The following is a 20,839-nucleotide window of genomic DNA, read 5'->3' on the forward strand; positions in this document are numbered from 1 at the left end:
CCTCAGAAAGGAACCGACAATGAAAGAGATAAGGATAGAAAAGGCAGGCGCACAATTGGCAGCGGGCGGCACGGCATTTGGCGTGATCGTGGCGATCAGCTTCTGCCATCTGCTCAACGACATGATGCAGTCGCTGCTTCCCGCCATCTATCCGGGCCTCAAGAGCGAGCTACATCTGAGCTTCGGCCAGATCGGCATGGTGACCCTGGTCTATCAGATCACGGCATCGATCCTGCAGCCAATGATCGGCCTCTATGCCGACAAGCGGCCGACGCCGATGGCGCTGCCGGGCGGCACGTTCTTCTCGCTGGCGGGGCTGACCGTGCTGTCGATCGCGCACAGCTACGGCCTCGTGCTGGTCGGCGCGGCGCTGCTGGGCGTCGGTTCCTCGGTCTTCCATCCCGAATCCTCGCGGGTGGCGCGGATGGCGGCCGGCGGTCGCCATGGGCTGGCCCAGTCACTGTTCCAGGTCGGCGGCAATGCCGGGCAGGCGCTGGGGCCGCTGGCGGCGGCGCTGGTCGTGGTGCGCTGGGGCCAGTCGAGCCTGGCCTTCTTCGCGCTGCTGGCGCTGCTGTCGGGCGCGGTGCTGTGGAATGTCGCCAACTGGTATCGCCATCATGGCCTCAGCCGTCTGCAGGTCGGTGGCGCCGGCGCGCTGCACATCGAACTGCCGCGCGGTCATGCGGCGCGGGGCATTGCCATCCTGCTGGCGCTGATCTTCTCCAAATATGTCTATCTCGCCAGTCTGACCAGCTATTACACCTTCTACCTGATCCAGCGGTTCGACCTGTCGGTGCAGAATGCGCAGCTCCATCTGTTCGCCTTCCTGGCAGCGGTGGCGGTCGGCACGGTCGCGGGCGGGCCACTGGGCGACCGTTTCGGGCGCAAATATGTGATCTGGTTCTCGATCCTGGGGGCGCTGCCCTTCACCCTGGCGCTGCCCTATGCCGGGCTGTTCTGGAGCGGGCCGCTGACCGTCATCATCGGCCTGATCCTCGCCTCCGCCTTTCCCGCGATCGTCGTCTTCGCGCAGGAACTGGTGCCCGGCAAGGTCGGCATGATCTCGGGCCTGTTCTTCGGCTTCTCCTTCGGCATGGGTGGGCTGGGCGCGGCCGGGCTGGGCTGGCTGGCGGACCATAGCAGCATCGAGATGGTGTTCCGGGTCTGTGCCTTCCTGCCGGCGATCGGCCTGCTCACCGCCTTCCTGCCCAATCTGGGACGCGAGCGGAACTGAATGTCACGGGCGGGGTGGCCCAGGTCGCCCCGCTTATTCTCTTTGCAGGCAACTGCTTATAAGGCAGGGGCATGAGTCCCGACCTTCTCTATTTCGCCTGTGCCATCATCGCCGTCATCATATCGGGGCTCGCCAAGGGCGGCTTTGCCGGTGTCGGGGCGCTGGCCATGCCGATCATGGCGCTGGGCGTCGACCCGGTGCGCGGCGCGGCGATCCTGTTGCCGATCCTGATCCTGCAGGATGCGGTCAGCGTCTGGGCCTTCCGCCGCAGCTGGGACGGGCATATCCTGGCGGTGATGCTGCCCGGCATGGCGATCGGCGTCGGACTGGGCTACTGGTTCGCGGCGCAAGTCTCCGAAACGGCGGTGTTGGGTGCGCTCGGCGCCATTTCCACCTTGTTCGGGTTACAGCGGCTCTGGGTCGAGCGGGGCGGGGCGATCGTCCTGCCCTCGACCTCGCCGGGCTGGGTCGGCACGCTGTTCGGCGTCGCCAGCGGCTTCACCAGCCAGATCGCGCATGCCGGATCGCCGCCCTTCCAGATGTGGGTGCTGCCCAAGAAGCTGCCGCGCGACATGCTGGTCGGCACCACGGCTGTCGCCTTCGCTGTCATGAACTGGATGAAGGTGCCGGCCTATGCCGCGCTGGGCCAGTTCACCCATGCCAATCTGATGGCGACGGCGCTGCTGGTGCCGGTGGCGGTGGTCTCGACCTTCGCCGGCGTCTGGCTAGTCCGGCGGGTCGACGCCGCGCGCTTCTACACGCTCATCTATGCGCTGATGGTGCTGCTGGGGCTCAAGCTGATGGCGGATGCCATCCTCGCCTAAGAGCTGAAAGAAAAAGGCCGGCGCTGCGGCCAGCCTTTTCGTAGATCAGTCCTTCTCGCGCTTCTTGCGATGCGTGTCGAGGTCGAGGACGGTGGTGTCCAGCCCTTCGGGCAGCAGGCCCAGGCGGCGCGCCACTTCCTGATAGGCTTCGACTTCACCGCCGAGGTCGCGACGGAAGCGATCCTTGTCCAGCTTCTCGTTGGTCGCCATGTCCCACAGGCGGCAGCCATCGGGGCTGATCTCGTCGGCCAGGATGATGCGGCTGTAATCGCCGTCATAGAGGCGGCCGAATTCCAGCTTGAAGTCGATCAGGCGGATGCCGATGCCGGCGAACAGGCCGCACATGAAGTCGTTGATGCGGATCGCCATGTCGGCGATGTCGTGCATCTCTTCCTGCGTGGCCCAGCCGAAGCAGGCGATATGCTCTTCGGAGATCAGCGGGTCGCCCAGCGCATCATCCTTGTAGCAATATTCGATCAGCGTGCGCGGCAGCTGGGTGCCTTCCTCGATGCCGAGCTTCTTCGACAGCGAACCGGCGGCGACGTTGCGCACCACGACCTCGATCGGCACGATCTCGACCTGGCGGACGAGCTGTTCGCGCATGTTGAGGCGGCGGATGAAGTGGGTTGGCACGCCGATCTGGCCGAGCAGGGTGAAGATGTGCTCGGAAATCCGGTTGTTGAGCACGCCCTTGCCCGAAATCGTGCCCTTCTTCTGGGCATTGAAGGCGGTCGCATCATCCTTGAAATATTGGATGATCGTGCCGGGCTCGGGGCCTTCGTAAAGGATCTTTGCCTTGCCTTCGTAGATCTGGCGGCGACGGGCCATGCGCGTTCCTGTCTTTTTCTTACAAAAGATTTTGCCCCGGCAAACGCGAATCGGAAAGGATCAGCGGGTGCCGGGGCTGCTTGGGCAGGCCCATAGAGCAATATAGGCGGGGGTGCAATTGTGGCAGCTATGCCCCCTTCATCTTCCGATATTCGTCGAACAGGCCGAGGAAGCGGTCAATGTCCGCCCTGCTCAGGAAATAGGGGGTGGCAAGGCGCAGCTTGCTGGGGTTGCCGCCGCGAATGCGCACCTTGTGATTTTCCCAGAGCCAGTCCTGCAATTCCATCCGCTGCACCGATGGAACGTTGACGGTCGCGATCGCGCAGCGCAGCGCCGGATCGGGCGAGGTCCAGTCCTGCGCGCCGCGCTTCACCATCTCGGCATGGATATAGTCGGCGAGCATGCGGTTGCGCGCCTCGATCCGCTCCATGCCGATGCTGTCGGCGAAGCTGATCGCGGCGTTGAGGCCCATCAAGGTCGGGATGCAGGAGGAGCCGATCTGCATGTAACGGTCCGCCATGCGGGTCGGGTCGTCATAGCCGCCGGTCGCGATCGTGTTCCAGACCCGGTCCATCACGCTCTTGTCGCGCAGATAGAGGAAGCCGGTGCCCTTGGTCGCGAACAGCCATTTGTGCATCGACCCGGTATAGAGGTCGCAGCCGATATCGTTGAGGTCGACCTTCATCATGCCCGGCGCATGGGCGCCGTCGAAGGCGGAGATGATCCCCTTCGACCGGGCGAGCGCGGCAATCTCCTTGGCCGGCAGCACTACGCCGGTCGAGGTGCTGATATGGCTGACAAAGATGATCCGCGTCTTCGGCGTGATTGCGTCGTTGATGCGGTCGAGGATTTCGGCGGCGTTCTTCGGCGGCTTGGGCATGGCGAATTTCTTGACCACCACGCCATAGCGGCGCGACCGCAGCATCCAGGGCATTTCGCCCGATCCATGTTCCTCGTCGGATATCAGCACTTCGTCGCCCGGCTTCATGTCGAAGCCATTGGCGATATAGCTGTTGGCCTCCGTGCAGTTGCGCAGGATCGCCATCTGCTCGACCTTCGCGCCCATGAAGTCGGCGAAGGGCTTGCGATACTGGTCCCAGGCGCCATAGCCCCAGATCGGATAATCCTCCGACCCTTTTTGGGTCATCTGCTTAGTCGTCTCGAACCCGTCGAAGATCGCCTTCAATACCGGGCGCGGCGAGGAACCGACCGTGCCGACATTGAGATTCACGACATCGGCCGGGATCAGGAACTGTTTGCGCAGCGCCGCCCAATAGGCATCTTCATTCTTCGCATGGAGATCGGCGGCCGGTAGCGGCACGCTGGTCAATGCTTGCGCCCCGATCGGCGCGGCGAGCGAGGCGGCAGCGGCGCTGCCCAGGAAGGAACGGCGATCGAGCATGGACATCCCCTATTTGGCGCTCCCGAAGCCGGAGCGGCATCATGTCTGCCGCTGGTTCAACGAGGCGCAAGGGGAAATCCGCAGGGGCACGCTACAGCACGTCGCCGAACATGAACCAGATCAGCGCCAGCCAGGCGATCAGGCCGATGCTGCCAATGATCAGGCCGGATTTGGCGCTGATGGCGGCCCACAGGCCGCGCGGTTCGTCATCATCTTCGCTATGCATGGCACCGGCCTAGCGGGACCGGTGCCTGATCTCAATCATTCGGTGGCCGGTTCCGGTTCGGCCTCCGGCTCTTCCTGCCGGGTCGCTGCCAGTCGATCGGTGAAGGCCCTGCGCCACCAGCTGATGTCCTGCTGCTCGACGCTGTCCATCATTGCCCGCCAGCGCCGCTTGCGCTCGTCGAGCGGCATGGCCAGCGCCCGGTCGATCGCGTCGGACATCTCTTCGGGGCTATAGGGGTTGATGAGCAGAGCGTCCTTGAGTTGCATCGCCGCACCGGCAAAGCGGGACAGGATCAGGACACCGGGATCGTCCGGGTTCTGGGCCGCGACATATTCCTTGGCAACTAGGTTCATGCCGTCGCGCAGCGGCGTCACCAGCCCGATCCGGGCGGAGCGATAGATGCCGGCCAGCTTGTCGCGCGGATAGCCCTGGTTGACATAGCGGATCGGCGTCCAGTCGACATCGCTATATTCGCCGTTGATCCGCCCGGCGAGCGAATCCAGCGTGGCGCGGATCTGCTGATAGCTTTCCACCTCGCCACGCGAGGGCGGGGCGATCTGGGCCAGCACGACGCGGCGATGATGTTCAGGATGATCCTTCAGGAAGCGGGCATAGCCGTTGAACCGCTCTTCGAGGCCCTTGCTATAGTCGAGCCGGTCGACGCCGACGATCAGCGAGCGATCCTGCAGCGAGGCGCGGACCTGACGGTGCATTTCGACCGCTGCGTCGCTGGTCGCAGCCTGCTTGAACTCCTCGGCATTGATGCCGATCGGGCAGGCGACGGCCTGGATGGTGCGATCGCCGACGGTGACGAAATCGCCGTCGACGGTGCCGCCCATCTCGCGCTCGACATAATGGCGGAAGGATTCCAGCCATTCCTCGGTATGGAAGCCGATGACGTCGTAGGCGAAGAGGGTGCTGACCAGCTTGGTATGATGGGGCAGGGATACCAGCAGGCGGGTCGGCGGCCAGGGAATGTGCAGGAAGAAGCCCATGCGGTTCTTCAGTCCCTTGTCGCGCAGCATCTGGCCGAGCGGGATCATGTGATAATCCTGTACCCAGATGACGTCCTCGGGCTCGATCAGAGGCGTGGCGGTGTCGGCGAAGCGCTGGTTGACGCGGTTGTATCCGCCCTCGAAATCACGGGCATATTCGGCCAGGTCGATGCGATAATGGAACAGCGGCCACAGCGTCTTGTTGGCATAGCCATTATAATATTCGTCGACGTCCTGTTCTTCCAGGTCGATCGTCGCGGTCTTGACCCCCTCATCCTCGGCAAAGCCGATATGACCGGTGAAATTGTCGGTCGTGCCGCCTGACCAGCCGACCCATATGCCCCGGCTTTCGCGCAGCGCCTGGGCCAGTGCGACGGCCAGCCCACCCTGGTTGGCGGCGCCATTGGGGCGACTGACCCGGTTGGAAATGACTATCAGACGGCTCATCGCATCACGCTCCACGGTTTGCTTAGCAAGACGGCGCAGTTGATGATGCCGACCAACGAATAGGTTTGCGGGTAATTTCCCCAGAGTTCCCCATTTTGGGGATCGATATCTTCGGACAGCAGGCCGGCGGCGGTGCGGCGGGACAACATCTCCTCGAACAGTTCGCGTGCCTCCTCGGTCCGGCCGGTGCGGTGTAGCGCCTCGATCAGCCAGAAGGTGCAGACATTGAAGGCGGTGACCGGCTCGCCGAAATCATCGGGTGCGCTGTAGCGCAGCATGTCGTTGCCGCGACGCAGATCCTTTTCCAGCGCTTCGAGCGTGCCGACGAACATCGGATCGTCGGCGGTCAGGAAGCGCAGGTCGAGCAGTTGCAGCAGCGACGCGTCGCGCGCGTCATCCTCGAAATTGGCGGAGATCGCCTTGCTGTCGGCGCGCCAGGCGGATTCTATGATGCGGGCGCGCATGGTTTCGGCGCGGTTTTCCCAATGGGCGGCGCGCAGCGGAAGGTCGAGCGCGGTGGCGGCATGGGCCAGACGATCGCAGGCGGCCCAGCACATCACCGCGCTATAGCTGTGGACATGGGCGCGGGTGCGCAATTCCCACAGGCCTGCGTCCGGCTGGTCATAAACCTGCCAGGCGCGCTCGCCCACTGCCTCCAGCGCCTCGAAATCGGCATGGCCGGCCATGCGCAGCAGGCGCCGGTCGATGAAGCCCTGGACCGAGGACAGGACGATCTGGCCATAGGCGTCATGCTGGATCTGTTCATAGGCGGCATTGCCGACCCGCACCGGCCCCATGCCGCGATAGCCGGGCAGATGCGCGGCCTCCCATTCATGCAGCGTGGCATTGCCGCGCACGTCGTAGAGCGGCTGGATATGGCCGCCCTTGGCGCCGTCGACGATGTTGCGCAGATAGACGAGATAGGTTTCCAGCACGTCGAGGGCGCCGAGCCGGTTCAATGCCTCGACCGTATAATAGGCGTCGCGCACCCAGCAGTAGCGATAGTCCCAGTTGCGGCCGCTGTCGGCATGTTCGGGGATGGAGGTGGTGAGCGCGGCGACGATCGCGCCGGTTTCCTCATGCTGGCAGAGCTTGAGTGTGATGGCGGAGCGGATCACCGCCTCCTGCCATTCGGGCGGGATGGCGAGGCCGCGCACCCAGAGCTGCCATTCCAGGATGGTGTCGTCCAGCATCCGCTCGATCGCCGGGCGCAGCGCGTCGGAAAAACCTTCATCCGGCCCCATGAAGAAATGCATGTCGGATTCCAGCCGGAACCAGCTTTCCTGGGAAATGAGGCCGATCGGCGCATTGGTCGATATCCGCATCGCCATGTAAGACAGGACCATGCGGATATGGTTGGAGCCGTAGGTGACCGGGACATTTTCCTTGCCCCAACTGGTCGTGGGGCGCAGGCGGACGCGGATGCGCGGGCTGCCGGCGACGGGGCGCACGATGCGCGCGAAGGCGACCGGGCGATACATGCGGCCCTTATGCTTGTGGCGCGGGCAGAAATCGAAAATCTCGATCGCATTGCCCTGGCCGTCGCTCTGGCGGGTGACCAGGATCGGTGTATTGCGGATATAATGCTGTTCGACCGCGACGCAATTTTCCAGCTCGATCGCCCAGAAGCCGCGGGCTTCCTTGCTGTCCCAATGCTTGTTGTCGAGCAGGGCTGAGAAGACAGGGTCGCCGTCGACCCGCGGCACGCAGGCCCAGATCATGCGCCCGGCGCGGTCGATCAGGGCGGAAGCCTGGCAGTTTCCGATTGGCCAGAGGTCGAGATCACGCTCGTTTCCGGCCAGGATATGGTCGCTGGTATCGATGATGTTCGGCCCCCTTCGTTCATGCGAATGGTGGCCGCCGGTCAGATGATCGCGGCGACCCCCTGCGCCAGATAATGCCTGACGGCGGCAACCTGTTCCAAGCCGAAGGCCGCGTGCGTGTGCCGCACCGGCCCGACCAATATGCCATGGCCGCCCAATTGCGCGGCGGCGGCGAAACCTTCCTCGTCCGTGACATCGTCGCCGATGAAGATCGGCGTGCCGCCGGCCATCGGTGCCTGCTGCATCAGGCGGGTGAGCGCGCTGCCCTTGTCGGCGCCACCGGGGCGCAGTTCGAACAGCATCTTGCCCGCCTGCACGGCCAGGCCATGTTCCTCGGCAAGCTGATGGGCGAGCAGGCCGGCGGCCTCGCCACAGTCGGGCGCGCCGCGGAAATGGAGGCCGACGCTGATCGACTTGCGTTCGACCAGCACGCCGGGACGGGTGTCGGCAAAGATATGGAAGGCTTGTTCGACCATATCGATGGCGGGCAGGCGGGGCGGCGCATCCGGCGCTTCGCCGGGCGCGGCAAATTCAAGGCCGTGGGTGCCGGCGAGCAGGAAATCCTCAAAGCCGAAATCGCGCAGCGTGGCGATCGACCGGCCGCTGACGATGGCGAGCCGCCCGCCCAGCTTTCGTCGTAGCGCCGCCAGCAGGGCTAGCAGGTCATCATCGACATGCACCCCGTCGGGCGTGTCCGCGATCGGCGCCAATGTCCCGTCGAAATCGAGGAACAGGGCGGCGCCAGTCAGCAGCGCGGGCGGGGGAGCGGGAAGATCGGGCAGAGGGGGAAGAGCGGTTTCGGGCACGGCCTAAAGGTGGCGCCTGTACCGGAAACCGCAACCCCTGTTTTGCCCCTTGCCGGCATTTTCACGATTGGCAGGGGCGCTTGCATTGGCGCTCCTCAGCCCAGGGTGCGCTCCATTCGATGCGGTGAAGCACGCGAAATGCCTGCATCACGCGATGCAGGAAATGATCGGCACTCTTGCTGATTTCTTCATGGCTGTCGTTCCACAGCCGGGCGTCATATTGATCGCGCATCACGGTTCCTTCCGTCCATGATCATCGCCGTGCGCGGAGGGCCGCCGGCGCCGCTGTCTCTGCCCGAACGGCCCCTCTGGCGCCAACAAAAGCATGGACAGCATAGATAAGCCTGGCTTATCGAATGGCGGATGTACCCGCTGCCACCCCTGTCCGCCATTCGCGTGTTCGAGGCCGCTGCGCGGCTGGAGAATTTCACGGCCGCCGCGCAGGAACTGGGGATGACCCAGGCAGCGGTCAGCTATCAGGTGAAATTGCTGGAGGAGCGGCTGGGCATCAGCCTGTTCCAGCGAACCGGGCGCAAGGTGGCGCTGACCGGGAAGGGGCGGGAGATCGCGCCGATCCTGACCCGCGCCTTCGACCAGATGCGGCAGGGCTTTGCCGCACTGACCCAGGATCATTCGGCGGTACTGAGCATAAGCTGTACCAACAGTTTCGCGCATCTCTGGTTGGCGCCGCGCATCGGCGCCTTCCAGATGCGCCACCCGAACCTCGCCGTGCGGATCATGGCGGATGACGCGGTGGTCGATCTGGCGCGCGACGGCATCGATCTGGCGGTGCGCGGCGGCAAGGGGGAATGGCCGGGGCTGGAGGCGAAGCTGCTGACCCATAACCGGCTGGTGCCGATGTGCAGTCCGGCCTGGCGCGACCGGCACGGGCCGATCGCCGATGCGCAGGCGCTCCATGCCCTGCCGCGCCTGTCGCCCGACGATATGTGGTGGCATGAATGGTTCGCGGCGATGGGCGTGGAGGCCGACCCGGCCGATGGCCCGCCCGGCATCGCGCTCGACAGCCAGGTGATGGAAGGCCGCGCCGCGATCGCCGGGCAGGGGGTCGCCATCCTCAACCATTTCCTCTGGAAGGCGGAGGTGGAGGCCGGGCAACTGGTGGAGGCGGTGCCCTCCTATGTCCGCGAGATTGCCAGCTACTGGCTGGTCTATCCGCCCCACGCCCGCAACACGCCCAAGATCAAGGCCTTCCGCGACTGGATCGGCGCCGAGTTCGCCACCGCCATCGCCGCCGATACGGAGGCGCGTTTCTTGCCGCGTTGAAAAGCATGGAATTTCGCTTGATACATGTCGGACTTTCTGATCGAGCTGAACTGGCGATCAATGGGCATAATTCTCGTTTCCGTTCACGTTCCGTCCTGCTAAGCCACTCCCGATGACCGATTTTCGCGACCCGTTCGACGCTATCAAGGACCATCCTTTCGATGCGGCGCTCTCGCAGCGCTATCTGGTCTATGCGCTCTCCACCATCACCGCGCGTTCGCTGCCGGACCTGCGCGACGGGCTGAAGCCGGTGCATCGGCGCCTGCTCTGGGCAATGCGGCTGCTGCGGATGGAGCCGGGCGGTGCGAACCCGGACGTGCTGGTCGCCAATCCGGCGCGCAACACCACCAGCTACAAGAAATGCGCCCGCGTCGTCGGCGACGTCATCGGTAAATATCATCCGCATGGCGACGCGTCGGTCTATGATGCGATGGTCCGCCTGGCTCAGGATTTCTCGCTGCGCACGCCGCTGGTCGATGGCCAGGGCAATTTCGGCAATATCGACGGCGATAATGCGGCGGCCATGCGCTATACAGAGGCGCGGCTGACCCAGGCGGCCGCCGACCTGATGGCGGGGCTCGACGAGGGCACGGTCGATTTTCGCCCGACCTATAATGGCGAGGATGAGGAGCCGGAGGTTTTTCCCGGCCTCTTCCCCAATCTGCTGGCCAATGGCGCGAGCGGCATTGCGGTCGGCATGGCAACCAGCATCCCGCCGCACAATGTTGGCGAATTGCTGGATGCCGCCACGCTGCTGATCGACAGCCCGGAGGCGGACGACGCCGCGTTGATGGAGATCGTCAAGGGACCGGACTTCCCGACCGGCGGCGTGCTGGTGGATAATCAGGCGATCATTTCCGAAGCCTATCGCACCGGGCGCGGCTCCTTCCGCACCCGTGCCCGCTTCTCGACCGGCCGCAACGAGGATGGCAGCTGGGAAGCGGAAGGGATCGAGAAACTGGCCGGTGGTACCTGGCAGCTGGTGATTTCCGAAATACCCTATCAGGTGCAGAAGTCGAAGCTGATCGAGCAGATCGCGGCGCTGATCAACGACAAGAAGCTGCCGATCCTGGAAGATGTGCGCGATGAGAGCGATGAGGCGATCCGCATCGTCATCGTCCCTAAGAGCCGCAACGTCCCGGTCGATGTGCTGAAAGACAGCCTGTTCCGGCTGACCGACCTGGAAAATCGTTTTCCGCTCAACCTCAACGTACTCGACGCCAGCCATACGCCGCGCGTGCTGGGGCTGCGCGCGGTGCTGGTCGAATGGCTCAAGCACCAGATCGAGGTGCTGGTCCGCCGGGCGCAGCACCGGCTGGAGAAGATCGCCGCACGGCTGGAACTGCTCGACGGCTATATCATCGCCTATCTCAACCTCGACCGGGTGATCGAGATCATCCGCACCGAGGATGAACCCAAGCAGGTGATGATGGCCGAATTCAGTCTGACCGATCGGCAGGCCGAGGCGATCCTCAACATGCGGCTGCGCAGCTTGCGCAAGCTGGAGGAAATGGAGCTGCGGCGCGAGCATGCCGAGCTGGTCAAGGAACAGGCGGAGCTGGAAAAGCTGGTCGAGAGCCCGGCCCGGCAGCGCACCCGGCTGAAGCGCGACATCGCTGACCTGCGCAAGCGCTATGGCCCAGACACGGTGATCGGCCGGCGTCGCACGCTGGTCGAGGAAGCCGGTCCGGCGCGTGAGATCCCGCTGGAGGTGATGATCGAGCGCGAGCCGGTGACGGTGATCCTGTCCGAACGCGGCTGGATCCGCGCGATGAGCGGGCATCGCGACCTGGCCGCAGCCGATACGCTGAAGTTCAAGGAAGGCGACGGGCCGCAATTCGCCTTCCATGCCTATACGACCGACAAGCTGCTGATGGCGACGTCGAGCGGGCGCATCTATACGCTGGGGGCGGACAAGCTGCCGGGCGGGCGCGGCTTTGGTGATCCGGTGCGGATGATGGTCGACATGGATGACCAGGGCGGCATCGTCGCGTTGATGCCGGCCAGGACGGGCGGGCAGCTGCTGCTGGCTTCGTCCGACGGACGCGGATTCCTTGCCGATGTGGCGGATATCCTGGCGGAAACGCGCAAGGGCAAGCAGGTGGTCAATGTCCGCACGGGCGCGAAGCTTGCCGTGGTGCATGCAGTCGATCCGGAGGCGGACAGCATTGCCGTCATCGGCGAGAACCGGAAGCTGCTGGTCTATTCGATCATCGAAATGCCCAAGATGGCGCGCGGGCAGGGTGTGCAGATGCAGCGCTATCGCGACGGGGGGCTGTCCGATGCGATCGCCTTCCGCCTGAGCGACGGGATTAGCTGGGCAATGGGTGGCGAGACTGGTCGGACCCGGACGGAGGCCGACATGACGCCATGGCGGGTAGCCCGCGGTGCCGCAGGTCGCATGCCACCGACAGGCTTCCCGCGCGACAACAAGTTCTGACGCAAATTCAGCACCATCGGCAGATGTTCGTTTCCCGAATATTTACCCTTGGCGGATAAGGCAGAGGCATGAAAGCCATGTCGGTGCGTAGCTGGCCCCCTGAACAGACCAGTGGCCTCCCCTTGCCCGGGGGCGATGACACGCATCTGCCGCACATGATCGGCGCTAGCGAATGGCTCTCCGCCCTGTCGCAAGCTGCGGCAATTTTATCATGTGAAAACAATGTAATAGACATTGTTGAGGCGAATGAGCCGTTCCTGAAGGCCTTCCGGGAACATCGGGAACGGACGGCTGCGACCGCCCAGGCATCGGCCGAATGGCGCGCGCGCGTCACCGGTTTTGCCCAGTCGGATCGCGATTCGGAAAGTTTCGAAATTCGCCGCGACGGCAAGCTTGGTCCGGAATATTTTCTCTGCACGCTCGGACGGCTGCGGGCCGCCGGTGCGCGCGCCGAACAATTTCTCTTCACCGCGATCGATCGCACCAGCGAGCGGACGATGGAGAAGAATTTGCGGCGCGAACTGCTCTCCGACGGCCTGACCGCGCTGCCCAACCGCACCGGCTTCGGCGAGGAGATTGACGATCGTCTCGCCAATGGCAGCTGGCCGGACAATGCCCAGTTCGGCATCATCGCGATCGACCTCAGCCGATTTAGCCGGGTGAATGAATCACTGGGTCCGATGGCTGGTGACGAACTGTTGATCACGGTTGCCAAGCGGCTCAAATCCTGTCTGCGTCAGGGCGATGTGCTGGCCCGCATCGGCGGCAATGACTTTGCCATTTTTGCGCGCTTGAACAATGGCTTGTCCGATTCTCTTCAGATCGTTCAGAGGATCAGGGAGGCGCTGAGTTCGCCGATCCGCCTGTCCGACCTGCAGATCCGCGTCGATTGCGCCATCGGCTGCGCCCTGTCGACGCATCTGGAGGACGACCCGGACGATGTCGTCCGCAAGGCGCAGGCGGCGGTCAAGATCGCCAAGCGCACCGGCAAGGTCGAGATTTACCGCAATGGCGTGCTCAAGGAAGCGCAGCGCCGCTTCTCGATCGAGAGCCGGCTGCGTGATGCGCTCGCCCATGGTGGCCTGACCCTGGCCTATCAGCCGCTGATCCATCTTCAGACCGGCGAAATTACCGGTTTCGAGGCGCTGGCGCGTTGGGATGACCCGGAACTGGGCCATGTCTCGCCGGTGGAGTTCGTGCCGGTCGCGGAAGAGAGCGGTCTCATCACCCCGCTCGGCCGCTGGGCCGCCTATGAAGCGGCGCAGGCGCTGAGCCGCTGGGATGCGAAATTCGGCCAGGCCCTGCCGGTCGGCGTCAACGTCAACCTGTCGCCGATCCAGATGGCGCGCGACGATGTCGCGTCGATGTTCGAGGAAGCGCTGCGCTATTCGGGCATTGGCGGCCATCGCCTGACCGCCGAACTGACCGAAAGTGCGATCATCGCCGATCCGGACAAGGCGCGCAAATTGCTGTTCGCGCTCAAGGATCTGCAGATGCCGATCGCGATGGACGATTTCGGCACCGGCTTCTCCAACTTGGCGAGCCTGCACAGCCTGCCGATCGATATCCTCAAAATCGATCGAAGTTTCGTTTCTAACATGCTGGAAGACCACGATAAAGCTGTGATCGTCCGGACCATATTGTCACTGGCGGAATCGCTCAACCTGCGGGTCACTGCCGAGGGTATCGAAACCCAGGAACTGGCCGACATGCTGCAGAAGATGGGCTGCTGGCAGGGGCAGGGCTATTATTTCGCCCGCCCGATGAGCGAAGCCGATGCCTTCGACTATTGGCGCGTGCGCTGGAATTTCGAGACGATCTGATCTGCGATTTCGCCGACCCGGTCGGCGTCGGGGAAATCCTCCGCCACCCATGATTTCTGGACTTCCTGCAAGGCACGGGCGACGTCCGGGCCGGGCTGAAGGCCGCGCGCGATCAGCGCGCCGCCGCCGATCGGCAGGCTGGGCGGCGTCCAGCCGTCGAGCGGGACCAGTGCCGACAGGGGTACTGCGGGATCGAGCAGGATGCGGTCGATCGCGCCTTCCACGCCGACCCGGTGCGCCAGCGCGCGCGGCCCTTCGGGTGCGGAGGCGGTTTCGAGCGCGGTGATCAGCCGCTTGCGCGCCTTGTTGGACAGTTTGAGCCGTGCGCCGATCTGGTCCGCCAGCGCCGCGTCGGCCGGCACCAGCGCGGCCAATCGGCGCAGCGCCGATGGCGCCATGTTCGCCTCATTCTCCCGTGCGATCAGCTTCGTCAGCCGGTCGATGCCTTCGTGTGTGATTTCGGGCAGCACCGGCAGCCAGATCCCGCCGTCCACCATCAGCCGCAGCGCCGGCACGGGATCGCGCACCACCAGCAATTTGAGCAGTTCGTCGGCGATCCGCTCGCGCGACAGGGCCATCAGGCTGTTGGCTGCGGCGACGCACGCATCATAGGCGGATGCGTCAACTTCGTTGTCACCATAGCGGGCCAGGAAACGGAAATAGCGCAGGATGCGCAGATGATCCTCGGCGATCCGGGCGCTGGCATCGCCGATGAAACGCAGGTGCCGGGCGTCGAGATCGGCCACGCCGCCGAAATAGTCGCTGATCGCGCCGGTCAGGGGATCGGCATAGAGGGCGTTGAAGGTGAAATCGCGCCGGGCGGCATCCTGCTGCCAGTCGTCGGTATAGGCGATGGTGGCGCGGCGGCCGTCGGTGCTGACATCGCGGCGCAGCGTGGTGATCTCGACTGGCCCGTCGGGCAGCACGGCGGTGATCGTGCCATGCTCGATCCCGGTCGGCACCGCCTTGATCCCGGCTCCCTTCAGCCGAGCGACCACATCCTGCGGCATCAGGCTGGTGGCGATGTCGAGATCATTGACCGGCAGGCCAAGCAGCCCGTCGCGCACCGCGCCACCGACATAGCGGGCACGGCCCTGGTCGGCGTCGAGTGCGGCGAGAAGGCCGGAAAGGCCGGAACGGTGGCGCCACGGGGCGTCAGGAAGAATGCGGGTCATGACCGAGCCTGCGGGAAAGATTGGCGAGGATGGCAGCGGTCACGCCCCAGATGCGGCGGCCCTGCCAGTCGATTTCATAATATTGCCGCTCGACGCCTTCGAACATCAGGCTGCGGCGCACCCGATTGGCCGGATCGAGCGCATAGTCAAGCGGCAGTTCGAACCAATCGGCCACTTCCCCCGGCTGGGGGCGCAGCGGCAGGTCGGGCGGGATCACGCCCAGCACCGGCACGATGTCGAAGCCGGTGAAGGTATGGTAGCGATCGGAGGTACCGATGATGTCGACGCTGTCGGAAGGGAGATCGATCTCCTCCCGCGCCTCGCGCAGGGCGCCCGCAATCTCGTCGGCATCGTCGGGGTCGACCCGGCCGCCGGGGAAGGCGATCTGGCCGGCATGCTTGCGCAGCGTCTCGGAACGCTGGGTCAGGATCAGGCCGGGATTGGCCCGGTCGGTGATCGCGACCAGCACGGCGGCGGGGGCCAGCGCCATGTCGCCGACGATGCGGGGATCGCGGGTTTCGGACGGAAGTAACTGGATGTCGCGGCTATGCCCGTCGATCAGCGCGGCGCGCAGCCGCTCGGCCAGCGTCATGCCGCGCCGTCCAGCGGAAAGAAACGGCCTTCGCTCCACAGGCCGACCCGCTCGCCTTCTTCATCCAGGGCCAGGTTCATCAGTTCATAATAGACGCTGCGCACGATCAGCGCGTCGAGCCCGGCACGGACGTGGAGATAGGGATGGGGGCCATCCTCCTTCTCGCACAGGGTCAGTGCATGGTCGGGGCCGGCCGGCACCAGTTCGCCGGTGTTGAGCCGGAAGGCGAGGTTCCGGCTGGCGCCTTCGCCCTCGCTCTTGAGTTCGACCGCAACGAAGGGGGCATCCTCGACCGCGATGCTCAGCTTCTCGACTGGCGTGACCAGTACATAGGCGCCGTCGCCCTCACGCCGCAATATGGTGGAAAAGAGCCGCACCATCGCTTCGCGCCCGATCGGCGATCCCTGATGGAACCAGGTGCCGTCGCGCGCGATCCGCATCTCGCTGTCGCCGCAATGGTCGGGATTCCATTTCTCGACCGGCGGCAGGCGCTTTTCGGCGGCAAGGCGGGCGATGTCGGCGAGCGACAGGTCGGCGAGGTCGGGTAGGGGCTCCATCGGCATGGAAAGCAGATAGGAGCGGCCGGCCCGCTTGGCAAAGGTCTTTAGGCTGTGGTCAGGCCGTAACGGTGATTCGCGGCGACAGCATGCCGGTTCCGCCGACCGGGCGGCCATCGACCGACAAGGCGAGCAGGCGCCGGGGCTCGAACGGGCCGGGGCAATCCCAGCCGGCGGTGCCGTCGGCGGTGAAGCCCCAGAAGCGGCCATAATATTCCGGATCGCCGATCATCATCAGCGGTTCGCAGGCCTGGGCGCGGGCAGCGGCGACCACTGCGTCCATCATCGCGCGGCCGTGGCCGCCCTTCTGATGCGCGGGCGCAACCGCGACCGGGCCGACCATGATCAGCGGCAATTGGCTGCCATCCTGGTGGGTTAGCGCCACCGGCCAGCTTTGCAGCGATCCGATCAGGTCGCCCTTTTCGTCCAGCACCGCAAAGGAGAGGGCAGGCAGCCAGGGCATGCCATTGCGGATCAGATAGGCGGTGCGGCCGTGCCGGTCGGGACCGAAGGCGGCGTCCAGCAGGCCCTCGATCGCGTCGGCGGGCTGGCTGTCGAGGGGAAGAATTGCTGACATGTCTTGCCGATCCGCCATCAATGGCGCATGGACCGCGCCGGAAGCGGCGGGCCTATAGCGCCCATGCCGCAAAAGGAAAGATTAAACTGGAACCGCGCCTTTCAGGCGTGGCCGGACTTGGCGAGCTATGGACAGCATTTTTGACGATTATCTGACGCTGGAGGTCAACGATCTGCACGTCGACGTATTGACCGGCATCTATTCGGAAGAGACGCACCTGCCCCAGCCGTTGCGGATCTCGATTCGGGCCAAGTTGCGGATCGCGGATCATTATGATCCCGACACGCCGCTCAGCCAGTCGAAAAATTATATGGACTTGAAGCATGCCGCGTCGACCGCGCTGCCCGAGGGGCTGCACTTCACCTTGATCGAGGGTGTGGCCGACCATATCATTCAGACCATCTTCCTGCAGGACGACAAGGTCCGGCATGTAGAGGTGAAGATCGTCAAGCTGGCGCTGAGCGAGCGGGGCGAGGAGATCGGCATCACCCTGGGCCGCGGCCGGAAATAAGCGCCGCTTGCGCTGAGAATGAAAGGCCCGCCGCTGCTGGATGCAGGGGCGGGCCTTTTCTTATGCCTTTTTGATGAGGCCGATCTCGATCAGCCGCTCGGTCAGATAGTCATGCGCGCTGATCGGTTCCTGGCGGCGCGGATTGTCCGGCGTCACGCACTGCGGCAGCGCGTCGATCATGAAGTCCGGGCGCAGATGCAGGAAGAAGGGCATGGAATAGCGCGAATGGCCGCGCCGTTCCGGCGGCGGATTGACGACGCGGTGGCTGGTCGAGGGCAGCACATGGTTGGTCAGCCGCTGCAACATGTCGCCGACATTGATGGCGAGTGCGCCCGGCGGGGGCACTACCGGCAGCCAGTTGCCGTCGCGGTCTTTCAACTCCAGCCCGCCTTCCTCGGCACCCAGCAGCAGGGTGATGAGGTTGATATCCTCATGCGCGCCGGCGCGGATGCCCGGCGCCTCGGGCGAGACCGGGGGATAATGGAGCAGGCGCAGGATCGAGTTGCCGTCCTTGATCGGGCCGTCGAACCAGCGTTCGGGCAGGCCCAGATAGATGGCAATGGCCGACAGCAGTTCGGCGCCGACCCGGTCGAATTCGGCATAGAGCGGCGCGAATATGTCGCGAAACGCCGGCATCTCGGTCGGCCAGACATTGGGCGGCATGGTTTCGGCGAGTGGATCGCCCGGCGCCAGGTCGCGGCCGACATGCCAGAATTCCTTGAGGTCATTCTCGCTCGCGCCCTTGGCGATCTCAACGCCGAAAGCGGTGTAGCCGCGCTGGCCGCCATTGAACTTGGCATCATAGGTGCGCTTCATCTCGATCGGCTGGGCGAAGAATTCGCGCGCCAGCGCCCATCCCTTGTCGACCAGCGCCTGGTCCATGCCATGGTCCTTGACCATGGCGAAGCCGAAGCGTTGGAAGGAGCCGCCGAAGGCGGCGGCGAAATCGTCCTTGCTCATTTCTGCCATGGACAGGACAGGCACCTGTTCCAGCACGGATTGCGACACGTATATTCTCCAGATCGGTAAGGCGTACGGACAATATAGCGATCGCCCGTGATCTTCCCATCCTTGATCGTCCTTGGCGCCTGATGCAAGGAGGCGGCATGAACTACTGGCTGATGAAATCGGAACCCGATGTCTTTTCCTATGACGACCTGGTCGAAAAGGGGAAGGCGGAATGGGACGGCGTGCGCAACCATGCGGCGCAGGGGCACATGAAGGCGATGCGCAAGGGCGACCTGTCGATCTTCTATCACAGCAATATCGGCGTCGAAGCGGTCGGCATCATGGAGATTGTCGAGGAGGCGGCGCCCGACAGCACCGACGATACCGGTAAGTGGATCGCGGTGCATGTTGCGCCGCACAAGAAGCTTGATCGTTCGGTGACGCTGAAGGTGATGAAGGCAGACTCGGCGCTGGCCGATATGGTGATGTTGCGCCAATCGCGCCTTTCCGTGTCGCCGCTGACCCAGCAGCAGTTCGAGCATATCGTCGCCTTGTCAAAGGCTTAGAAAAACGAGAGTGCCTCGATTGCGTTTCGCGCAACTGGAACGCCCTTTTTTGCGATTGTATGAGTTTTTGCGCTGCAACATATGGGTGTCAACAGAACAGAATGTCCAAGAGGTGTTTGAGGGCATTCACAAGGAGCACACCCATGCGAATGCTGTCCAAGTTTGTTGTCGCCGGCGCCCTGAGCGCCATCGTTGCCGTCGCTGCCCCCGCCAATGCGCAGGACGCCGCCAAGCAGCGCTTCACCCACGAAGGTTACACCTACGTCTATGACGTCAAGGATACCAAGACCGGCAAGGTGATCTCGGGCCGTCGTTATCCCGACGCCGTCGCCTTCAACCTGCAGGTCAAGGGTGACAAGGTCTCGGGCGTTTCGGGCGGCCAGTCGGTGTCGTTCAAGGTCGATGATGCACGTGGCGCGGCTTCGGGCGCAGCCAACTAAGCAGTCTGGCCTCGGCCATTAAAAAGGGCGGCTTCCCATCGGGAGGCCGCCCTTTTTCGTTGTCTTTGACGACGGGATCAGCGGCAGCGGCGCTTGCTGTCGATTTCCTTGCCGAGCAACGCACCACCGGCGGCGCCCAGGATCGTGCCGGTCGCACGGTCGCCACGGGTGTCGATCGCGCGGCCTACCAGGGCGCCGCCGACGCCGCCGACGATCAGGCCGGTCGTACCATTGGACTTGCGGCAATAGGTGCGGCCATCGCGACCGCGCCACTCCTTATAGCGATAATGTTTGCGGGCCTGGGCGCCGTCCGTGGGAACGGCCATCGAAACCGGAATGGCCAGCGACAGGGCGGCCATGGCCATAAGGGCGTTACGCATAATATCTCCTCCGAATTGCGTTGTCAGCCGATTGAACCCCTGCCTATTGACCTGGGTTGCATGAACCTTGGACAACGGCATAAGTTTTTGTTTCCGTGGGAATTAAATTTGAGGTGAAGCGATGAATGCAGGCGACGGGCAGGATCCGGTTGCGCTGATCCAGGCACTTAATCTGGCGCCGCATCCCGAAGGCGGATGGTATCGCGAGACCTGGCGGGCGCCAGCGGCTGCGGGCCAGAGGGCGGCAGGCACGGCGATCTTGTTCCTGCTGGAGGCGCATCAGCGTTCGCACTGGCATCGGGTCGATGCCGACGAGATGTGGTTCTGGCATGCGGGGGCGCCGATCATCCTGGGCCTCGCTCCGCCGCAGGGATCGTCAATCGACCATCATCTGGGGCCGAATGTTGCCGCGGGCCAGATGCCGCAGCTTCTGGTGCCGGCGCATCACTGGCAGGCTGCACGGCCAGTTGGCGGATGGGCGCTGGTCAGTTGCGCAGTCACGCCTGGATTTGATTTTGCCGGCTTTACGCTGGCGCCACCCGATTGGTCGCCCGCCTGAAGCGCGCAGATTTCTGCCGTTTTTCAGACTTATCCAAAGTTATCCACAGATTTGTGGTTTGGCCTGTCGTCAAATTGTCGAAATCCGCTTTGTGCGACTCGCAGATCGTGACAGCATCCTATTATCGGGACAGTCGACAAGGAGCGATCCAAAGCCGAAAAATCCAAGAGAAATCAAGGATTTTTGTTCTGATGGTTCGATGGGAGCTGCCATGCGCGAGGATGGCAGGGAAGATCGGATCCAAGCCTTTCAGGATGATGCCGGGTACGCGCGAAAGTGAACGTCGGGCTTCAAACGGAAGGTAAGCAAAGGTGAACAGACCTCCGGGCTCGTTCTCCCGCGCGAAGATGTGGCAACACATCACATCGCCGGACCGGAAGGCGCAACCCGCAAGGGCATGTG

Annotated in this window: 22 protein-coding genes; 9 read left to right on the forward strand and 13 right to left on the reverse strand. The window is 64.0% G+C overall.

Features of this window, described 5'->3' with window-relative positions; genetic code table 11:
* The first annotated feature begins 19 nt into the window (after positions 1–19).
* Together N6H05_RS14315 and N6H05_RS14320 are read left to right on the forward strand one after the other, a co-directional pair.
* Positions 20–1,234 (forward strand): MFS transporter, encoded by a 1,215-nt coding sequence (locus N6H05_RS14315; RefSeq protein ID WP_284110103.1) that lies wholly within the window; start codon positions 20–22, stop codon positions 1,232–1,234.
* A gap of 71 nt (positions 1,235–1,305) precedes the next feature.
* Positions 1,306–2,058: a sulfite exporter TauE/SafE family protein gene (locus N6H05_RS14320; protein WP_284110104.1), complete on the forward strand. Its 753-nt coding sequence runs from the start codon at positions 1,306–1,308 to the stop codon at positions 2,056–2,058.
* Positions 2,059–2,103: 45 nt separating this feature from the next.
* Here N6H05_RS14320 and purC read toward each other — a convergent pair whose 3' ends face one another.
* The 7 genes from purC to N6H05_RS14355 form a co-directional block, all read right to left on the reverse strand.
* Positions 2,104–2,886 (reverse strand): phosphoribosylaminoimidazolesuccinocarboxamide synthase, encoded by a 783-nt coding sequence (purC, locus tag N6H05_RS14325; protein ID WP_004207352.1) that lies wholly within the window; start codon positions 2,884–2,886, stop codon positions 2,104–2,106.
* A gap of 127 nt (positions 2,887–3,013) precedes the next feature.
* Positions 3,014–4,288: an aminotransferase class V-fold PLP-dependent enzyme gene (locus N6H05_RS14330; protein ID WP_284110106.1), complete on the reverse strand. Its 1,275-nt coding sequence runs from the start codon at positions 4,286–4,288 to the stop codon at positions 3,014–3,016.
* A gap of 91 nt (positions 4,289–4,379) precedes the next feature.
* On the reverse strand, positions 4,380–4,514 hold the full coding sequence (locus tag N6H05_RS14335) for a hypothetical protein (RefSeq protein ID WP_284110107.1): 135 nt from the start codon (positions 4,512–4,514) through the stop codon (positions 4,380–4,382).
* A gap of 35 nt (positions 4,515–4,549) precedes the next feature.
* On the reverse strand, positions 4,550–5,956 hold the full coding sequence (gene otsA, locus N6H05_RS14340; protein ID WP_284110108.1) for an alpha,alpha-trehalose-phosphate synthase (UDP-forming): 1,407 nt from the start codon (positions 5,954–5,956) through the stop codon (positions 4,550–4,552).
* Positions 5,953–7,677 (reverse strand): glycoside hydrolase family 15 protein, encoded by a 1,725-nt coding sequence (locus N6H05_RS14345; RefSeq protein ID WP_284110109.1) that lies wholly within the window; start codon positions 7,675–7,677, stop codon positions 5,953–5,955. Before N6H05_RS14345 ends, otsA begins: the two co-directional genes overlap by 4 nt.
* Positions 7,678–7,820: 143 nt before the next feature.
* Positions 7,821–8,585 (reverse strand): trehalose-phosphatase, encoded by a 765-nt coding sequence (gene otsB, locus N6H05_RS14350; RefSeq protein WP_284110110.1) that lies wholly within the window; start codon positions 8,583–8,585, stop codon positions 7,821–7,823.
* A 61-nt stretch (positions 8,586–8,646) separates the two neighbouring features.
* Entirely contained in the window at positions 8,647–8,817 is a 171-nt protein-coding gene (locus N6H05_RS14355; RefSeq protein ID WP_284110111.1) for a hypothetical protein, read from the reverse strand.
* Positions 8,818–8,948: 131 nt separating this feature from the next.
* Between N6H05_RS14355 and N6H05_RS14360 the strand changes: the two genes are divergently transcribed.
* From N6H05_RS14360 to N6H05_RS14370, 3 genes are all read left to right on the forward strand, one after another.
* Positions 8,949–9,869, forward strand: coding sequence for a LysR substrate-binding domain-containing protein (locus N6H05_RS14360; RefSeq protein ID WP_284110112.1), 921 nt, complete (start codon positions 8,949–8,951; stop codon positions 9,867–9,869).
* Positions 9,870–9,981: 112 nt separating this feature from the next.
* A complete protein-coding gene (gene parC / locus N6H05_RS14365) occupies positions 9,982–12,309 on the forward strand; it encodes a DNA topoisomerase IV subunit A (protein WP_284110114.1) in 2,328 nt (775 codons plus the stop codon).
* 68 nt (positions 12,310–12,377) lie between these two features.
* Positions 12,378–14,132 carry a putative bifunctional diguanylate cyclase/phosphodiesterase gene (locus tag N6H05_RS14370; RefSeq protein ID WP_284110115.1) on the forward strand — a complete coding sequence of 585 codons (1,755 nt, stop codon included), beginning with the start codon at positions 12,378–12,380 and terminating at the stop codon, positions 14,130–14,132.
* Here N6H05_RS14370 and N6H05_RS14375 read toward each other — a convergent pair.
* The 4 genes from N6H05_RS14375 to N6H05_RS14390 are packed head-to-tail and all read right to left on the reverse strand — an operon-like array spanning position 14,096 to position 17,033.
* A complete protein-coding gene (locus N6H05_RS14375) occupies positions 14,096–15,307 on the reverse strand; it encodes a CCA tRNA nucleotidyltransferase (RefSeq protein WP_284110117.1) in 1,212 nt (403 codons plus the stop codon). The two genes, N6H05_RS14370 and N6H05_RS14375, sit on opposite strands and share 37 nt — an antisense overlap.
* Entirely contained in the window at positions 15,288–15,899 is a 612-nt protein-coding gene (locus N6H05_RS14380; protein ID WP_284110118.1) for a CoA pyrophosphatase, read from the reverse strand. The genes N6H05_RS14375 and N6H05_RS14380 overlap by 20 nt, the downstream gene beginning before the upstream one ends.
* Complete coding sequence (locus N6H05_RS14385; RefSeq protein WP_284110119.1) at positions 15,896–16,462, reverse strand: DUF1285 domain-containing protein; 567 nt, start codon at positions 16,460–16,462, stop codon at positions 15,896–15,898. The genes N6H05_RS14380 and N6H05_RS14385 overlap by 4 nt, the downstream gene beginning before the upstream one ends.
* Positions 16,463–16,514: 52 nt before the next feature.
* Positions 16,515–17,033, reverse strand: a complete 519-nt coding sequence (locus N6H05_RS14390) for a GNAT family N-acetyltransferase (RefSeq protein WP_284110120.1) — start codon at positions 17,031–17,033, stop codon at positions 16,515–16,517.
* A 127-nt stretch (positions 17,034–17,160) separates the two neighbouring features.
* Between N6H05_RS14390 and N6H05_RS14395 the strand changes: the two genes are divergently transcribed.
* Positions 17,161–17,544 carry a dihydroneopterin aldolase gene (locus tag N6H05_RS14395; RefSeq protein ID WP_284110121.1) on the forward strand — a complete coding sequence of 128 codons (384 nt, stop codon included), beginning with the start codon at positions 17,161–17,163 and terminating at the stop codon, positions 17,542–17,544.
* Positions 17,545–17,604: 60 nt separating this feature from the next.
* Here the strand turns inward: N6H05_RS14395 and N6H05_RS14400 are convergent, their stop codons facing one another.
* A complete protein-coding gene (locus N6H05_RS14400) occupies positions 17,605–18,552 on the reverse strand; it encodes an isopenicillin N synthase family dioxygenase (RefSeq protein ID WP_284110122.1) in 948 nt (315 codons plus the stop codon).
* A 98-nt stretch (positions 18,553–18,650) separates the two neighbouring features.
* On the opposite strand from N6H05_RS14400, the gene N6H05_RS14405 reads away from it, so the two are divergent.
* Positions 18,651–19,058 carry an EVE domain-containing protein gene (locus tag N6H05_RS14405; RefSeq protein WP_284110124.1) on the forward strand — a complete coding sequence of 136 codons (408 nt, stop codon included), beginning with the start codon at positions 18,651–18,653 and terminating at the stop codon, positions 19,056–19,058.
* A 149-nt stretch (positions 19,059–19,207) separates the two neighbouring features.
* Positions 19,208–19,498, forward strand: a complete 291-nt coding sequence (locus tag N6H05_RS14410) for a hypothetical protein (protein ID WP_284114237.1) — start codon at positions 19,208–19,210, stop codon at positions 19,496–19,498.
* A gap of 77 nt (positions 19,499–19,575) precedes the next feature.
* On the opposite strand, the gene N6H05_RS14415 is transcribed toward N6H05_RS14410, so the two are convergent.
* Positions 19,576–19,878: a glycine zipper 2TM domain-containing protein gene (locus N6H05_RS14415; protein ID WP_010337759.1), complete on the reverse strand. Its 303-nt coding sequence runs from the start codon at positions 19,876–19,878 to the stop codon at positions 19,576–19,578.
* A gap of 121 nt (positions 19,879–19,999) precedes the next feature.
* Here N6H05_RS14415 and N6H05_RS14420 point away from each other — a divergent pair, with 121 nt between their 5' ends.
* Positions 20,000–20,437: a cupin domain-containing protein gene (locus N6H05_RS14420; protein ID WP_284110126.1), complete on the forward strand. Its 438-nt coding sequence runs from the start codon at positions 20,000–20,002 to the stop codon at positions 20,435–20,437.
* Positions 20,438–20,839: the final 402 nt, after the last annotated feature.

This window comes from Sphingobium sp. WTD-1 (assembly GCF_030128825.1).
In the GTDB taxonomy this organism is placed as follows: Bacteria; Pseudomonadota; Alphaproteobacteria; order Sphingomonadales; family Sphingomonadaceae; genus Sphingobium.

What these genes read in the sequence shown, in the direction of transcription:
- N6H05_RS14315 (WP_284110103.1), top strand. Translation starts at nt 20, where the DNA reads ATGAAAGAGATAAGGATAGAAAAGGCAGGCGCACAATTGGCAGCGGGC.
- N6H05_RS14320 (WP_284110104.1), top strand. Translation starts at nt 1,306, where the DNA reads ATGAGTCCCGACCTTCTCTATTTCGCCTGTGCCATCATCGCCGTCATC.
- purC (WP_004207352.1), bottom strand. Translation starts at nt 2,886, where the DNA reads ATGGCCCGTCGCCGCCAGATCTACGAAGGCAAGGCAAAGATCCTTTAC.
- N6H05_RS14330 (WP_284110106.1), bottom strand. Translation starts at nt 4,288, where the DNA reads ATGCTCGATCGCCGTTCCTTCCTGGGCAGCGCCGCTGCCGCCTCGCTC.
- N6H05_RS14335 (WP_284110107.1), bottom strand. Translation starts at nt 4,514, where the DNA reads ATGCATAGCGAAGATGATGACGAACCGCGCGGCCTGTGGGCCGCCATC.
- otsA (WP_284110108.1), bottom strand. Translation starts at nt 5,956, where the DNA reads ATGAGCCGTCTGATAGTCATTTCCAACCGGGTCAGTCGCCCCAATGGC.
- N6H05_RS14345 (WP_284110109.1), bottom strand. Translation starts at nt 7,677, where the DNA reads ATGATCTGGGCCTGCGTGCCGCGGGTCGACGGCGACCCTGTCTTCTCA.
- N6H05_RS14355 (WP_284110111.1), bottom strand. Translation starts at nt 8,817, where the DNA reads ATGCGCGATCAATATGACGCCCGGCTGTGGAACGACAGCCATGAAGAA.
- N6H05_RS14360 (WP_284110112.1), top strand. Translation starts at nt 8,949, where the DNA reads ATGTACCCGCTGCCACCCCTGTCCGCCATTCGCGTGTTCGAGGCCGCT.
- parC (WP_284110114.1), top strand. Translation starts at nt 9,982, where the DNA reads ATGACCGATTTTCGCGACCCGTTCGACGCTATCAAGGACCATCCTTTC.
- N6H05_RS14370 (WP_284110115.1), top strand. Translation starts at nt 12,378, where the DNA reads ATGAAAGCCATGTCGGTGCGTAGCTGGCCCCCTGAACAGACCAGTGGC.
- N6H05_RS14375 (WP_284110117.1), bottom strand. Translation starts at nt 15,307, where the DNA reads ATGACCCGCATTCTTCCTGACGCCCCGTGGCGCCACCGTTCCGGCCTT.
- N6H05_RS14380 (WP_284110118.1), bottom strand. Translation starts at nt 15,899, where the DNA reads ATGACGCTGGCCGAGCGGCTGCGCGCCGCGCTGATCGACGGGCATAGC.
- N6H05_RS14385 (WP_284110119.1), bottom strand. Translation starts at nt 16,462, where the DNA reads ATGCCGATGGAGCCCCTACCCGACCTCGCCGACCTGTCGCTCGCCGAC.
- N6H05_RS14390 (WP_284110120.1), bottom strand. Translation starts at nt 17,033, where the DNA reads ATGTCAGCAATTCTTCCCCTCGACAGCCAGCCCGCCGACGCGATCGAG.
- N6H05_RS14395 (WP_284110121.1), top strand. Translation starts at nt 17,161, where the DNA reads ATGGACAGCATTTTTGACGATTATCTGACGCTGGAGGTCAACGATCTG.
- N6H05_RS14405 (WP_284110124.1), top strand. Translation starts at nt 18,651, where the DNA reads ATGAACTACTGGCTGATGAAATCGGAACCCGATGTCTTTTCCTATGAC.
- N6H05_RS14410 (WP_284114237.1), top strand. Translation starts at nt 19,208, where the DNA reads ATGCTGTCCAAGTTTGTTGTCGCCGGCGCCCTGAGCGCCATCGTTGCC.
- N6H05_RS14415 (WP_010337759.1), bottom strand. Translation starts at nt 19,878, where the DNA reads ATGCGTAACGCCCTTATGGCCATGGCCGCCCTGTCGCTGGCCATTCCG.
- N6H05_RS14420 (WP_284110126.1), top strand. Translation starts at nt 20,000, where the DNA reads ATGAATGCAGGCGACGGGCAGGATCCGGTTGCGCTGATCCAGGCACTT.